Annotated in this window: 12 protein-coding genes; 8 read left to right on the top strand and 4 right to left on the bottom strand. The window is 71.3% G+C overall.

What is annotated here, in order from left to right; genetic code table 11:
- The first annotated feature begins 16 nt into the window (after positions 1-16).
- Positions 17-451 (top strand): helix-turn-helix transcriptional regulator, encoded by a 435-nt coding sequence (locus AB8O64_RS03425; protein ID WP_370417785.1) that lies wholly within the window; start codon positions 17-19, stop codon positions 449-451.
- On the opposite strand, the gene AB8O64_RS03420 is transcribed toward AB8O64_RS03425, so the two are convergent.
- The gene (locus AB8O64_RS03420) at positions 448-1,503 is read right to left on the bottom strand and encodes a hypothetical protein (protein WP_370417784.1); all 1,056 of its coding nucleotides are present in this window, start codon (positions 1,501-1,503) and stop codon (positions 448-450) included. The genes AB8O64_RS03425 and AB8O64_RS03420 overlap by 4 nt on opposite strands.
- A 77-nt stretch (positions 1,504-1,580) precedes the next feature.
- Complete coding sequence (locus AB8O64_RS03415; protein ID WP_370417783.1) at positions 1,581-2,276, bottom strand: hypothetical protein; 696 nt, start codon at positions 2,274-2,276, stop codon at positions 1,581-1,583.
- A 183-nt stretch (positions 2,277-2,459) separates the two neighbouring features.
- On the opposite strand from AB8O64_RS03415, the gene AB8O64_RS03410 reads away from it, so the two are divergent.
- A complete protein-coding gene (locus AB8O64_RS03410; protein ID WP_370417782.1) occupies positions 2,460-3,119 on the top strand; it encodes an NADPH-dependent FMN reductase in 660 nt (219 codons plus the stop codon).
- Between the two features lie 406 nt (positions 3,120-3,525).
- Positions 3,526-4,641: a WD40/YVTN/BNR-like repeat-containing protein gene (locus AB8O64_RS03405; protein ID WP_370417781.1), complete on the top strand. Its 1,116-nt coding sequence runs from the start codon at positions 3,526-3,528 to the stop codon at positions 4,639-4,641.
- A 118-nt stretch (positions 4,642-4,759) separates the two neighbouring features.
- Here AB8O64_RS03405 and AB8O64_RS03400 read toward each other — a convergent pair whose 3' ends face one another.
- Positions 4,760-5,410 carry a DUF4360 domain-containing protein gene (locus AB8O64_RS03400; RefSeq protein WP_370417780.1) on the bottom strand — a complete coding sequence of 217 codons (651 nt, stop codon included), beginning with the start codon at positions 5,408-5,410 and terminating at the stop codon, positions 4,760-4,762.
- Between the two features lie 263 nt (positions 5,411-5,673).
- On the opposite strand from AB8O64_RS03400, the gene AB8O64_RS03395 reads away from it, so the two are divergent.
- Positions 5,674-7,008: a cytochrome P450 gene (locus AB8O64_RS03395; protein ID WP_370417779.1), complete on the top strand. Its 1,335-nt coding sequence runs from the start codon at positions 5,674-5,676 to the stop codon at positions 7,006-7,008.
- 22 nt (positions 7,009-7,030) lie between these two features.
- On the opposite strand, the gene AB8O64_RS03390 is transcribed toward AB8O64_RS03395, so the two are convergent.
- On the bottom strand, positions 7,031-7,729 hold the full coding sequence (locus tag AB8O64_RS03390; protein ID WP_370417778.1) for an ester cyclase: 699 nt from the start codon (positions 7,727-7,729) through the stop codon (positions 7,031-7,033).
- Positions 7,730-7,879: 150 nt separating this feature from the next.
- Here AB8O64_RS03390 and AB8O64_RS03385 point away from each other — a divergent pair, with 150 nt between their 5' ends.
- From AB8O64_RS03385 to AB8O64_RS03370, 4 genes are read left to right on the top strand one after another with little or no spacing between them, the layout of a single operon-like run.
- Positions 7,880-8,827 (top strand): hypothetical protein, encoded by a 948-nt coding sequence (locus AB8O64_RS03385; RefSeq protein ID WP_370417777.1) that lies wholly within the window; start codon positions 7,880-7,882, stop codon positions 8,825-8,827.
- A 7-nt stretch (positions 8,828-8,834) separates the two neighbouring features.
- Positions 8,835-9,962, top strand: coding sequence for a hypothetical protein (locus tag AB8O64_RS03380; protein ID WP_370417776.1), 1,128 nt, complete (start codon positions 8,835-8,837; stop codon positions 9,960-9,962).
- 10 nt (positions 9,963-9,972) lie between these two features.
- Entirely contained in the window at positions 9,973-12,936 is a 2,964-nt protein-coding gene (locus AB8O64_RS03375) for an AAA family ATPase (RefSeq protein ID WP_370417775.1), read from the top strand.
- Positions 12,933-14,087 (top strand): trypsin-like peptidase domain-containing protein, encoded by a 1,155-nt coding sequence (locus AB8O64_RS03370; protein ID WP_370417774.1) that lies wholly within the window; start codon positions 12,933-12,935, stop codon positions 14,085-14,087. The genes AB8O64_RS03375 and AB8O64_RS03370 overlap by 4 nt, the downstream gene beginning before the upstream one ends.
- Position 14,088: the final 1 nt, after the last annotated feature.

Below are 14,088 nucleotides of genomic sequence, written 5' to 3'. Positions count from 1 at the left end.
GAAAGGGGATCCCCTCATGTGCCACCCCTCGTGGGGGAGCGCACGCGCCTCGGAGCAGCGCCTGAGCGACCTCGCGCGACTGCGTCGCGTCCGCGACCGGATCGACCGGGAGTACGCGCAGCCGCTGAACGTCGAGGCGCTCGCCCGCGGTGTGAACATGTCCGCCGGGCACCTCAGCCGCCAGTTCCGGCTGGCCTACGGCGAGTCCCCGTACGCGTACCTGATGACGCGTCGCATCGAGCGTGCGACGGCGCTGCTGCGTCGTGGTGACCTCAGCGTCACCGAGGTCTGTTTCGCGGTCGGCTGCTCATCGCTGGGTACGTTCAGCACCCGCTTCACCGAGTTGGTCGGCATGCCGCCCAGTGCCTACCGGCGCCGTGCGGCGGGCGCTGTGGAGGGGATGCCGCCGTGTGTGGCGAAACAGGTGACAAGACCGGTGAGGAAACGCTAGAAGGGGCGGGCGTACGGGTTGTCCTTCACCTGGTCGTAGATCTTGCGCAGCCACGGCTGTCGGACGGCGGGCAGCCGTGCCAGCGTGTGAAGGAAAACTCTGGTGTCGGGCTGGAACGACCCCCATGGATGACGGGGCAATGGATCGTCGCGGAGGACGCCGTCGGGCATGCGGCCTGTCACGGGAAGCGGCAGTCCTTCGTGGGGGAATGCCAGATACCTCCACACGTCGGCGGCCAACGGCACGGTAGCCGTGGTGGTGGACGGAAGCCAGGCCTTCCCCGTCTGCGGATGCTGCGGCACCAGGAGGATGTCGGGGACGGGGTCCGGGACAGGCAGGCCCGGGCCGGCCAATACCGCTCGCTTCGCCGGCGGCCCCGGCGGGAGCAGTGCGTCGAGCGCGCGGCCGAAGACATTCATGGCGAGGCCGTCGGGGACGGCCACGGGCCTGCCCGCCGAGCCTGCCAGCAGATGAGCCAGCGCCGCCCCGACCGCGGCCTCCCATCGGAAGCTCCATACCCCGGGGGGCTCGATGGGCGGCGTGCCGGGCTGCCGCGCCAGAGTCTCCCAGTCCACAGTCCGGCGGGCGGGGCCGTCGGCGGGGAGGCGGCGCACGGCGTGCGGGACGAGCCATACCGCTTGCCAGTAGGAGCAGTCGTCGATGCGGGTCGCCACCTCCTGCCCGCATCCCGCGCAGGCCAGGTTCGGGCCGTCCCTTCCGTCCAGCCCCATGCAGTAGCCTTCGCACCGCTCGGGGATCAGGACGGTGCCGCGGGTGTCGCCCGGTGCGACAACGATCGCTCCGGCCGGCCCGAAGGACAGGGTGTGCACGGGAGCGAAAACACCACGGGCTTCCGCTTCGTCCGCCGCGATCTCGCTCCAGGGCCGCCATGGCGGCCCGGAAGGCTCCGGGTCGACGGCGTACGTCCCCGGATCCATGAGCGCGGGCAGCATTTCGTGCCCGCCTCTGTGGCGGGCTTGGACGGGAAGCGCGATCCGCGTCACGGGGGCGGTCAGCACAGCGCCGCACCGCGCACACGCGAACACCGTCATGTTCTCCCCCGCCTCTGGCCACAAAGAATTATCCCGGCTCGACGATCGACAACTGACCGGTGGAGGGGATCCAGGTTTCAGCGCCCGACGTCGCTCGCGTCCAACACATCGGCCTTGGCCGGGGGCCGCACATCCAATGGCTTGTCGAAGGCGCTGAACGAGGTGGTGCTGTGGAATTCGGGGCCCTTGTAGACGACCTCGAGGATGTACGGCTTGCCACCGGTGGCGACGTAAAAGGTGTACGAGCCGCCCTTGTCCGCCTTGTCGGTCACCACCAACGGAATCACCGGGGTGCCGTCGAGCTTGGTCGGCTCGCCCTTCGTCGCTGTGCCGAAGGAGACGAATTCCCTGGTGCACTCGGCGAGACCGTCTCCCGCCTCCGCCTCGCTGGAGGGGACCTTGATCCAGCGTCTCTGGTCCTTCGCTCCGGTCGCGTACCGGCCTGACCGCCGCTCGAGGTACGCGCGATTCGGGCGGACGTAGTCCGTCGCGCCGATCCGGACCTGTTCGAGGCCGGCACCGGTGGCCCAGGTCGTCCTGGACGCACACCGGCCCTTGAGGTCGGTCGTCAGATGGCTGGAGTAGCCGGCACCGCCGGTCTTGGTGGTGTTCCCGTCGATGGTCACCGACGTGAGCGCGTTCATCGTGTCGTTCGCGTCGTCGAGCATCCGCTCGGCGGAAGGCTCCGCCGCCGTGGTGGAGCCGTCGGTGCAGCCGACCACGGCGGCACCCATCACCACACACGCCAGTGCAGCCGTCACCACGGCCGACATCGTTCGCACAAGACCCCCAGGTTGAAGTAGTCAAGGTTACCGGACCCCATGTCACCCGGCGGCGTCCCGAGTCGCCCGCCCACCCCGCGCCCGCCATCATGAGGCGATAGCGGGCCCGTACGGCCCCGCACAGCCGCCAGACCCCGCTCACCGGCGGGCTCGCACGAGGAAGGCTCCCTCGCCATGGCCGACGACGCCGCGCCCGCCCCGACCCGCGTCCTGGTGCTCAGTGCCTCGCTGCGGGCCGACTCGCTCAACACCCGGCTGGCGTCGCTCGTCGCCCGGCTGGTCAGGGACACGGGGGCCGCCGTCGAGCTCGCCCGTATGGGGGAGTTCCCCATGCCGCTCTACGACGCCGACGCCGAGGTCGCCGAAGGCCTCCCGGAGGGCACCCGTGCGCTGCGGGACCGGCTGGCGGCGTGCGATGCCTTCGTGATCGCCTCCCCGGAGTACAACGCCTCGATGCCCGGCGGCCTGAAGAACGCGATCGACTGGGTCTCGCGGGCAGGGCCGCAGCCGTTCAAGGACAAGCACGCCCTGCTGGTCTCCGCGTCCCCCTCCCTGGTCGGCGGCAACCGGGGGCTGTGGGCGCTGCGGATCCCGCTCGAACACCTCGGCACCCGCGTCTACCCCGACATGTTCAGCCTCGCCCGGGCGCATGAGGGGTTCAGCGACGACGGGGACCTGGCCGACACCGGACTCCAGGTGCGGCTGACGGAGGCCGTGACGTCGTTCCTCCGGCTGGTCGAGGCGGACACCCGCTATGTGTGCCTGCAGCGCCGTTGGTACGAGTTCCTCGGCGACTGCACGGACGCCCCCGTCACCCAGCGCGCCCAGGACTGAGCACCCCGCCCGCCGCCCGCGGGGCGCGCCGGTCGTCGCCCGCCCCGCGCGTGCGCTGCTTGACCCCTCACGTGACGTCAGGCCGCACTGGCGCGCCGGGCCGGGCGGGGCTCGGCGCGGACGGCGACGACGTCATCCCGGTCGGCGCGGTCCCGCATGCCGTGCTGTTCTCCCTGCTGGCCGCCGTGGTCCACCACGCGCGGGCCGGGTGGCCGAAGCCCTGGAACGGCTCACTCCGGTGCGTTACTGACGGTCCGGATGGCGTGGATCGTGCGTCAAGTGGCTTTCGCGACAGCAAGATTGGCGGTCGGCACCGTTATGCGACGCGGGCGGGGGCGACTAGAACGTGATCACCACGTCGTTCCGCGCCGACAGCGCCATGCCTGTGCCCCACAAGGGAGAGAACATGAAGCGGATCAGTGCGGCCGTCATCACGGCCGCTGCTGTCTTCGCCCTTGCCCAGCCGACCACCGCCCTCGCGGCGGGCTCCGCCTCCGCCTGGACGACCCCGTCCTGCGCCCGCGTCACCGGGGACGGTGCCGTCACCTTCACCCGGGACGACGGCGCGCATCTGACGCCGACCGGCGTCCCTCTCAAGCCGACGAGCTACACCTTCGGCCTGGTCGCCCTGGACACGCCCAACACGCTGCTCGCCACCCGCAACAGCGAGCTCCAGCGCTCCACCGACGCCGGCTGCACCTGGACCCGGATCGCGACCCTCGACGCCGGCCTCACCCACCTGACCGCCGCCCCCGGCGGCCGCGCCTTCGCGTGGGAGCGCAACGGCGGCTATCTCGCCCGCGTGGACGGCAAGAAGGTCACCCCGCTCACCGCGCCGACCACCGCCATCATGGGCCTGGGCACCGACCGGTCACGCCCTGGCCACCTGCGCCTGGCCGGCGGCGACGGCGCGCTGTACGACTCGACGGACGCCGGCGCGAGCTGGCAGCGCGTCGGGACGCCCGCCTTCGAGGCCGGGACCGGTGTCTACACCGTCGCCTTCGACCCCGCCGACCTCGATCACGCCGTCGCGGGCGGCATGGTGCGCGGCGGGGCGGTGACCACCGACGGCGGCGCCACCTGGACCGCGTCGACCGGCCTGACCGGCGCGGGCAGCCCCGCGAACCTCTTCGACGCCGTCGTCTCGCCCGCCTCCTCCTCGATCGTCTACGCCCTGGGCCTCGACCTCGCCCAGGCCACCCCGGGCTCGCCCGCCGAGGGGCGCCACCTCTACCGCTCGTCCGACGGCGGCCGGACCTTCACCAAGGTGGTCGACGACTCGGCCGAGACCAAGCTGACCAACGGCACCCTGCTGGCCCCGAGCCCGGTCGACCCCGACGTGCTCCACTTCGAGTACGGCACCTACTTCCAGGGCTACGGCACCGACCTCTTCCGGCTCGACGCCGCCACGGGCAAGGTCACCAAGACCCACAACGCCTACGACGGCATCTCCGCCATCGCCTTCAACCCCGTCCAGCCGACGGTGATGTATCTGGGCCTGGAGGAAGTGCGGGTCGACTGACCCGGTCCGGCCGACCACCGAGGGTCGCGCGCCCCGCCGGAGAAGCCTCCGGCGGGGCGCGCGTCGCTGCTCGGTCTCGACTACCGCCGGGCGCCCGCCCGGCAGCGCGCCTGCCCGGTCACTTCCTCGGGCACTCCTTCCAGGAGAGCCGGTAGACGGTGTTGATGGCACCGTCCGTGGAGTCCATCGCCAGGAAACTGGTGGTCTTCTTCGGGTCCGAGGTGCCGGCGGAGACGGTCAGCTCGGTGTTGATGTTGAAATTGCGGCGCTCCCCGCACGGTGCCCACACCTGCGCGGCGATGTCGGTGGTGTCGGTCGCCTGCCAGCTGTCGTGGAACGGGCCCTTGTGGGGGTGGATGTTCGTCGTGGTCTGGGACTGCCCCTGGAAGTAGTACGACGCCTTCTGCTGGCCGGTCGCGCCCTCCTCGAGATGTCCGAAGCCGCGGTAGTCGGCTTGGGCGATGGCGTAGGTGAAGCCCTGGGGAACGTGCACGATCAGATTCAGCTGGCAGTTCTTACGGAAGTCGGTCGGCTTGGCCCCGACGCCGACCTGGGCGAGATACTGGCTGTAGGTCACGGTGAACGCGGTGTTGTCGGGCGAGACGGCCACCGCGGCGGTGCCCGCCGGGCAGCCCGAGCCGTTGACAGTGGCGATCTCGATCACAATCTTGTCGGGCGGCGCGGGGAAACCGGCGGCCGATGCCGGCGTGGACAACGCCGGGGTGCATAACGCCGCTATCGCGCTGCACGTGACAAGCACTCTGGACATGGCGCTCCCAGGGGGTAGGCGTGGGCCGTGCTCCGGCGCGCGGGACCTGCCGGGCGGATTTCGGGGCGGAGGGGTGCGGAGAGATTCGGATACGCGGCAGAGCGGTGCGCGGGAGTCCGCAGACGAATGTGTCATCAATTCCACAGGGCGATACAGAAGTCAATACAAGCCGTCCGGGCCACAAAGGGAAATCAGCCGCTCTGCCACGGGTTGCCGACCGCCGAAAATCGGCGTAGACATCCGGCCGAACCCGCCGTGCCGCTTTGTGGGAACCGCACAGAGCGGCCCCGGGGCTGCTGGCCGGGGTCACCGTCGGCCGGACGGCGGCGATGGGCGAGGATGAGCGGGTGCCCGACGCCCTGAATCCCGCAGATCCCGCCTTCGCACGCGACCCGTACCCGTACTACGCGCGGCTGCGCGCGCAGGGTCCGGCGGCGCGGGTGGCGCTGGCCAACGGCACCCATGCCTGGCTGGTCACCGGCTACCGGCAGGCCCGGGAGGTGCTCGCCGACCCGCGCTTCTCGAACGTGCCGCCGCGTGCGGCGGGCCGTCCCAAGCCCGACTCCCCGGCGCAGCGCGCCCGCGGCTGCCTCGCCCGGCACATGCTCAACACCGATGCCCCCGACCACACCCGGCTGCGCCGCCTGAGCACCGCCGCCTTCACCCCGCGCCGGGTCGACGCGCTCCGGCCGCGCATCGAGCGGCTGACGGCGGACCTGGTGTCCGAGGCCGGTGAGCGGCTCGCCCGGGACGGGAGCGTCGACCTGGTGGACGCCTTCGCCTTCCCGCTGCCGGTGTTGGTGATCGGTGAGGTGCTGGGGGTGCCGGAGGTCGATCGCGCGGATCTGCGTACCTGGACGTACCGGGTCGGATCGCCCGCCGACGCGCTCGCGCCCGGTGCCGTCGACGAGGCCTGGACCAGCCTGCACACCTACTTCACCGAGCTGATCGCGCGGAAGCGGCGGGCCCCCGGCGACGATCTCTTCAGCGCGCTGGTCCGCGACGCGGGTGAGGGCGGGCTCGATGACGGCGAGCTGCTGGCCATGGCCTTCCTGCTGCTGTTCGCGGGCTACGAGACGACCATGAACCTGCTGGCCTCCGCATCGTTGCTGCTGCTCACGCATCCCGCGGAACTCGTCGCCGCGCGGCGGGAGGGGTCCGCTCGCTGGGCCGCCGTGACCGAGGAGGTGTTGCGGCACGCGAGCCCGCTGGAGGGGACGACGTGGCGGCGTACGACGGAGCGGGTGGAGCTCGGCGGGGGACTCGGCGGGGGAGTGGACATACCGGCCGACGCCTCGGTCCTCGTCGTCCTCGCGGCCGCCAATCGCGACCCGGAGTACTTTCCGGCGCCGGACGCGTTCCGCCCGGGCCGTTATCTGGCCGACGGCGGCCGGGCGGCGGCCCATGTGGCCTTCGGCCATGGTCCGCACTTCTGCCTCGGTTCGCGGCTGGCCCGGCTGGAGGCGGCGATCGCCCTCCCGCTGCTGTTCGCGGGGCTGCCCGGGCTGACCCTCGCCGCGGACCCCGCGGCGCTCGACTACCGCCCCGGTCTGCTGGTCCGCGGCCCGCGCGTCCTGCCCGTCCGCGCGACCGTCTGAGCGCGGCTTCGGACAGGGGCGCCTACTTCTCTGTCGCGCCGACCTGGCGCATCACGCGCAGCAGATCGTAGGTCCACCAGCCTTCCTGGATCTTTCCGTCGCGGAAGCGGAAGATCGTGACCCCGGTCATGTCCGTGGTCCGGCCCGTGGCGGGGAGGCCCATGAAGACGTCCTGGTGCGTTCCGCGCCAGGACCAGCGGGTGACGACCTGATCGCCCTCGGCCACCTGGCTGTCGATCGTGAAGTCGAAATCGAATGCCTTGCGCCAGCCGGCCACGTCCGCCTTGATGACGTCGGACCCGACGGTGGTCTCCTCCTCCTTGGAGACGTCGTGGTCGCGGTAGTCGTCGGCGAAGAGTTCGTCGATCAGGTCCAGGTTGCCCCCGACGGCTATCTCCTCGTAGAAACGGCGGGCCGTCGCCTTGTTGAGCTGTTCGTCGCGTACTACGTCGAGGTCGGTGAATGTCGGCATTCCGTCGCAGAGCGCCACCATCTCTTCGAAGATGCGATTGGTCTCCGGCAGTTTCGAGTTCTCCATCGCCTGCTCGTACGAGGGGAACTCGATGATTTCCACGTAGTGCTCACTGTCGGAGCGGTCCCGGCCGATGACCGAGTGGGTGGCGGTGCGTTTTCCCTCGGTCAGTTCGAGCCAGTTGTCCAGGAGCCGGTTCATGTCGTCGTACCTACGGGTCTTGCAGTCCACTATCTGTACGAATGTCATGGGGCATCGCCTCCGGGTGATATCTCCATGTTAGGCCCCCTACCAGGGGGTAGCCGGGGCGGCGGGGAGCGACTCGGTTGGCGGTCGTTTCCCGGCGGGCCAATACTGAGAGTGACGGGAAAACGGTGCGGTGGGGGCGCGGGAGGCACGATGCGACCCAGGATCGTCTACGTCCACGGCAACGGGAACAAGGTCCGCCCGGAACTGCTCAAGTCCCAGTGGGACACGGCACTTTTCGGCGAGGACATGGCCGACGTCTCCCGCATGGCGTACTGGGCCTCCCTCCGGTACGACGCGCCCCTGCCCGACTTCCGGCCCGACCCCCTCGACGGGGCGCCGGACGGGGAGCTGGAGGCGCCCGTCACCGCCCTCGTGGAGCCGACCGAGGAATTCGTGGCGAAGGTGCGCGCCCAGGCCCGGTCCGAGGCCGGCCCCGGGCTCGAGGGGATGCCCGGCGCCGACGCGGCGGGGGAGGAGGCCCTCGACGCGTGGCTGCGCGGCATGACCTATTTCGCGGACACCCTCGCCGAGGGCACGGCCGAGGACACCGGAGCGGACGTCGGCGCCTTCTCCCCGCTCGAAGCGCTGCCGCTGCCGCGCATCGTCCGCGACCCGGTGTTCCGACTGCTCGTCAAACACACTTTCAAGGACGTCCACGCCTACTTCTTCAGCGAGGCCGGACCGGCGATCCGCGAGGTGGTGAAGGACGCGCTGGACGGTCTGGACGGCGCGCCCCTCGTGGTGGTCGGCCACAGCCTCGGCACCATCGTCGCCTACGAGGTGCTGAGCGAGGAGAAGACGGACGTCGATCTCTTCGTGACCGTCGGATCGCCGCTGGCGATCACCGAAGTGCGCGACCGGCTGGCCCGGCCGCCGGCCGTCCCGGCCGGCGTGGTGGCCTGGCGCAACGCCTCCGACCTGCGGGACGTGGTGGCACTCGACCACACCCTCGCGCAGGAGTACGCACCGTCGGAGCGGGTCACCGACCTGCTGGTGACCAATGACAGCGCCAACCACCACGGCATCAGCCAGTATCTGAGCGCTCCACCGGTCCGGGAGCCGGTCCGCCACTTGTTCGAGTCCTCCCCGGGTGGGTAGGTGTGCCATGCCGCTGGCCGAAACGGAATGGGACCTGGTCATGACGTGGGTCCGGGAACACCTCCTGGACACCACCGATCCTCATGCGCAGCTCGCCCTCTACGGCTTCCCCCCGGAATTCGTCGGCGCGCTACGGCTGACAGCCGTCGCCGGGGACAACGCCCGGGTCCTGGTGGCGGCGTCACGCAAGGGCATCGAGCGGCAGGTGAAGCTGCTCGAGGTCATGGCCGACATCGACGAGCTCTCCGTTCTGCCGGAGGCGGCCAAGGCCGCCGAGTTCCTGGACCGGCTGCGTGAGGACGCCCGCGCCCACGCCTCCCAGGACCACTTCCGCACCTGTGTGCTGAAGAACGGGACCGAGGCCTTCATCGACCGCCAGCAGCTCCGCCAGACACTGCGCGAGTTCGTCGAGGACCCCGAGAAGCGCGTCCTGCTCGTCGACGGGGATCAGGGCAGCGGGCGCTCGTACACCTACAACCTCATCCGGCACGTCGGCCAGCACTGCGGCTTCAGGCCCGCGCGCGTCACCCTGTCGCGCACGGCCACCGCGGACAAGGTGATCCGCCGCCTCGCCGAATTCGTCGCGGACCCCCGCGCGGGCATCTCCCCCTTGAACCCGACGGAACTGAACGACCTGCTCCCCTCGATCGACGAAGCCGCGCACCGGGTGATCAGCCGGGCGACCGCCGCCGACGACCAATTCTGGCTGGTCCTCGACGAATGCGATGCGCTCGATGTGAACTCCGACGTCTGGGACTGCATCGGGCAACTGGCCCTCGCCATCTACGAACACGCCGCCGTCCGCGGGGACGACTCACCCCGGATGGTGCTCCTGGGATACGGGCCGACGATGCGTCAACTACCCTTCGAACTCAGGGGAAATCTGTGCCGGGACACGGCGCGCGCCGTCGAGCCCGCCGATCTGCGTGCCTTCTTCGACCAGTACTTCCACGACTTCCCCCCGCCCCGCCCAGAGGGCGGCCCGGCCGAGGAGCCCGACATCGGCGAACTCGTGGACGTGGCCGTCCAGGAGGTGCTGCGCGCGGCGGAAGCGGAAACCTGCGAGGGCGCCTGCTACATGCGGAGGGTCTGCACGGCGACGGAGGAGGCCATCCGTGTCTACCAGTCACTCTAGGACCCGTGAGGTGTTCGCCGCCCGGCTGCGGCAGGAACTGCGCGCCACGCGGACGCACCCGCGCGAGATCTCGGACGCGCGCCGGGCCTACCGGGAAGCCGCCTGCCTGCTCACTCAGTTCGACCCCACACGGCTCAGGCGGCCCGACGAGGAGGAGGCCGCCGGCGGGGCCATCCTGGAACTCGTCGACGACTGCACCGCGCTGGGCATGAAGGACAGGACCCGCTGGGCCCTCAAACCCGAGGCGCGGCGCACCGCCCTGCGCGGGCTGGCCGGCCCCGAGGCCGCCCGGCTCGCCCTGGAGCGCAACCTCGGACAGTGCCCCGAGGGCCCCGGGCCTGAACGCACCGCCCTGGCCCATCTCTCCGGCGAGCCCTTGCCGCTGGGGGAGCAGGACGCCCAGGAACTGGCCGACACCCTCCAGGCCGTCCTGTGGCTGTCGGAGATCCCCGGGATCACGGGACTGCCCGACATCGGTCAGGTGCAGCACGCGCTGGAGCGCGCCAGGATCCTCCAGCCACTCGAACGCCTCGTGCGGGACCCCTTCCAAGGACGCACCCGCGAACTGGACGAACTACGGGCCTACGTCGGCGTCCCCACCGAAGCCACCCGCGCCCGGACCGAGGAGGAGGGCCGGAGCAGCACGTCCTTCACCGGGCGCGTCCGGGAACCCCCACTGGTGATCCACGGGCCCGGCGGCATCGGCAAGAGCACCCTGCTCGCCAAGTTCATCCTCGACACCCTCCATGACCCCGAACTCCACTTCCCCTTCGGCTACGTCGACTTCGAGCGGCCCACGCTCTCGATCCACGAGCCGGTCACCCTGATCGCCGAGCTCGCCCGGCAGCTCCGCGTCCAGTACCCCACAAGCCGCGCGGAGCTGGATCAGCTGGCGGGCGAGTGCCAGCGCAGGGCCGCCACCCAGCGGGAGGAACGGGAACGGGCCGCCCAGCTGAACCGGCTCTCCACCACCCGGCCGACCCTGGGCCGCAGCGCCTCGCGGGAATTCCAGACACTGGCCACGTCCGACGAGACCGACCTCATCCGCCGGCTCGCCGACATCCTCGTACGGGCGGTGGCGACCCCGGCCGGGCAGAGCGGCCCACCGCTGCTCATCGCCCTCGACTCGTTCGAGGAGGCCCAGTACCGCGGCTCCCCGGTGATGGGCAGGATCTGGGCCCTGTTCGTCGCGCTCCAGACGGCCTACCCGCGGCTGCGGGTCATCGTCTCCGGCCGCGCACCCGTCGCACACCCCGCCCGGACGGTCACCCCCCGCACCCTCGAACTCGTCGACCTCGACCCCCAGGCCGCCGTCGGACTCCTGGTCTCCTGCGGCGTCGAGGACCCGGACGTGGCACAGGCCCTGGCCGACCGGGTCGGCGGCCACCCTCTCAGCCTGAAACTGGCGGCCAGGGCGGCCGTACTGGCCGGGAACGAGACCGCCCCCATGGGCGAGCTGATCCGCAGCCTGCCCGCCCGGCGCCGGTACCTCTACCGCAAGGTCGACCAGATGCTCGTCCAGGGCATCCTCTACGACCGCATCCTCAACCACATCGCCGACGAGCGGGTCCGCCGGCTCGCCCACCCCGGCCTGGTGCTCCGCGTCATCACCCCCGAGATCATCAAGGACGTACTCGCGGAGCCCTGCGGACTTAGGGTCGACACCCTGGAGGAGGCGCGCCGGCTCTTCGAGGAACTCTCCCGCCTCGACCTGGTGGAGACGGCCGGGCCCGACGCCGTGGGGCACCGCGCCGACGTCCGCGCCATCATGCTGCGGCTGTCGGGCAACGACCGGACCGCACTCACGCGCACCGTCGAACGCCGGGCGGTCGACTACTACGCGGCCAGGGACGGACTGGAGGCCCGCGCCGAGGAGATCTACCACCGGCTGCGGCTGAACGAGAACCCCCGCTCGGTGGAGGAGCGCTGGCTGCCCGGCGTCGAACGGCTGCTGGCCGGCGCCCGGCAGGACATGGCGCCGAGAGCCGCCGGCTTCCTCGCCGCGCACCTCGGCGGGGACACCCCCGACCACGTCATGGCCGACGCCGACCAGGAGGACTGGGAGCGGATCGCCGCCCGCGAGGTCGAGGACCTCCTCGCGCAGGGCTTCACCGAGGAGGCTACCGCCCGGCTCGCCGAACGCCGCCCCTGGACACCCTGCAGCCCCCTGCACCCGCTGCTCCTGGAAACCCTGAGCCGGAGCGGGCTACGGGAGGAGGCACGCAGGGAGGCGTCGGAGGCGATCGACCGGGCGGAGGAGGCCGGCTGCGCCGAGCAGCGGCTCGAACTGCTGCTGCTCTCCGCCCGCCTCGCGGAGGAGGACGGCGACCGGGAGAGCGCCGACCGCGAACTCCAGGTCGCGGAGGGCGTCGCGGCCGGCCTGGGACAGGACCTCGAAGCCATGGGCGCCCTGCTGGCCCGGGCCCGGCTCACGGCCGGCACACCCGTGGACCCCGAGGTCGACAACCAGCTCGCCCGGCGTCTGCGGCAGTTGCCCGACGCGACGCTGATGGACCAGCCGGTGCTGGTGCGGGCCGTCGCGGCGGAAGTCTACGAGCGGGACCCGCGCGCCCTCGACCACGCGCTGGAGGTCGTCGGGCTGCCCGGCACCGACGACGGCGTGCTGGAGGACATCGGAGCGGCGATCAACCGCGCCGCGTCCCACCGGCCGCAGCTGCGCGGCGCCCTGATGCAGATCCTGGACACCGCCGTCGGCACCCCCCGGCCGTCGAGCGAGCACTCCAGCATCATCGGGATCCTGCGTGAGGTCCGCGATCGCGGCACCCTGAACGACCTCGCCCGACGGCTGCTGGTGCTGCGCGACGACAGCGGCGAACTCCTCGCCGGAGTGGCGACCGCCATGCGCAGAGGCACGGCGGGCCCCTCCGCCCGGGCCCCCGCGACCAGCGCACTCATGGCCCGGCCGGGCACCCCGGCGGAAGGGAACGGCCCCCAGCGGCCTGATGAGAGATGAACGCCTACCTCGCGCCCGACGAAGTCGTCCAACTGCGCGACGCGGCGATGGAGGCGGGACTCGCCGACCCCATGGTCCGGGAGTTGCTGTTCGACGGCATCATGAACAAGTACCGCGGCACGCTGCCGCTCGTCGCGGCCCCCGGCCGTCAGCTGCACTCGGATCTGAACCAGATGAACCGCGTGGAGCGGCTGATCGACGGATCGGTCCCCCTGGAGACGTGGCTGCGCAACGCTGTCGCCCAGACCGTCGAGGCCGGACCGCTCGCCGTCATCCAACGCGCCCTGGACGACGTGGCCCGCACCGCATCGGGCGAGCCGGACATCAGCGCCGCGCTGCCCACCGGGGAGACCAAGGAAGAAATCATCCACCGGGACGACACGGTGCCCTACGAGTTCCTCCGCTCCGGCAACGCGGCGGGGGCGGCGGTCGCCCGTATCAAGGTTCCCCCGTACCAGGGCGGCGCGCCCCTCCAGCCGAACGGCTTCCCGCATTCGGGAACGGGCTGGCTCATCGCTCCCACACTGCTCGTCACCAACCACCACGTGGTGAACGCCCGGTCCGGCACCGGCGCCCAGCGCGCGCTGGCCGACCCCGCGGACCTGCGACTGCAGGTGCAGCACTCGCGGTCCCGCTTCGACTACGACGCGGACGAGGTGGAGACCGAAGAAGCGACCGCCAGTGACCTCGTCGCCTGGGACGAGGAGCTCGACTACGCCGTCCTGCGGCTCACCGCCGAGCCGTCCCGGCCCGTGCTGCGGGTGTCCGCGCAGCCGCTGACGGTGGGCAAGGGCGAGTACGTGGCGGTCAACATCATCCAGCATCCCGGCGGTCAGCCCAAGCGCGTCGCCCTGCGCAACAACCTCGTCTACGAGGCGGACGAGCGCGACGTGCGCTACTTCACCGACACCCGCGGCGGCTCCTCCGGTTCACCCGTCTTCACCGACGACTGGCAGGTCGTCGCCCTCCACCGGGGGACACGACGAGTGGAGGACGTGAACTTCCAGGGCAGGAGCACGGCCTTCGTCAATGTCGGTACCCAGATGAACGTCATCATGCGCCACATCAAGGAGCACTACGGGGAGGTCCACGCGGAGATCGAAGCAGCGCAGTCGGAGCCGGCGCGGGTCAGCGCGCCGCAGGAGGTGTGAC

This window comes from Streptomyces sp. QH1-20 (genome assembly GCF_041283565.1).
Taxonomy (GTDB): Bacteria; Actinomycetota; Actinomycetes; order Streptomycetales; family Streptomycetaceae; genus Streptomyces; species Streptomyces syringius.
The sequence above is the reverse complement of the archived record's forward strand: the minus strand, read 5'-3'. Positions and strand labels throughout refer to the sequence as shown.

Bases quoted from the DNA above. Each gene is read 5' to 3' on its own strand.
- AB8O64_RS03425 (WP_370417785.1), top strand. From the start codon at position 17: ATGTGCCACCCCTCGTGGGGGAGCGCACGCGCCTCGGAGCAGCGCCTG.
- AB8O64_RS03420 (WP_370417784.1), bottom strand. From the start codon at position 1,503: ATGACGGTGTTCGCGTGTGCGCGGTGCGGCGCTGTGCTGACCGCCCCC.
- AB8O64_RS03415 (WP_370417783.1), bottom strand. From the start codon at position 2,276: ATGTCGGCCGTGGTGACGGCTGCACTGGCGTGTGTGGTGATGGGTGCC.
- AB8O64_RS03410 (WP_370417782.1), top strand. From the start codon at position 2,460: ATGGCCGACGACGCCGCGCCCGCCCCGACCCGCGTCCTGGTGCTCAGT.
- AB8O64_RS03405 (WP_370417781.1), top strand. From the start codon at position 3,526: ATGAAGCGGATCAGTGCGGCCGTCATCACGGCCGCTGCTGTCTTCGCC.
- AB8O64_RS03400 (WP_370417780.1), bottom strand. From the start codon at position 5,410: ATGTCCAGAGTGCTTGTCACGTGCAGCGCGATAGCGGCGTTATGCACC.
- AB8O64_RS03390 (WP_370417778.1), bottom strand. From the start codon at position 7,729: ATGACATTCGTACAGATAGTGGACTGCAAGACCCGTAGGTACGACGAC.
- AB8O64_RS03385 (WP_370417777.1), top strand. From the start codon at position 7,880: ATGCGACCCAGGATCGTCTACGTCCACGGCAACGGGAACAAGGTCCGC.
- AB8O64_RS03380 (WP_370417776.1), top strand. From the start codon at position 8,835: ATGCCGCTGGCCGAAACGGAATGGGACCTGGTCATGACGTGGGTCCGG.
- AB8O64_RS03370 (WP_370417774.1), top strand. From the start codon at position 12,933: ATGAACGCCTACCTCGCGCCCGACGAAGTCGTCCAACTGCGCGACGCG.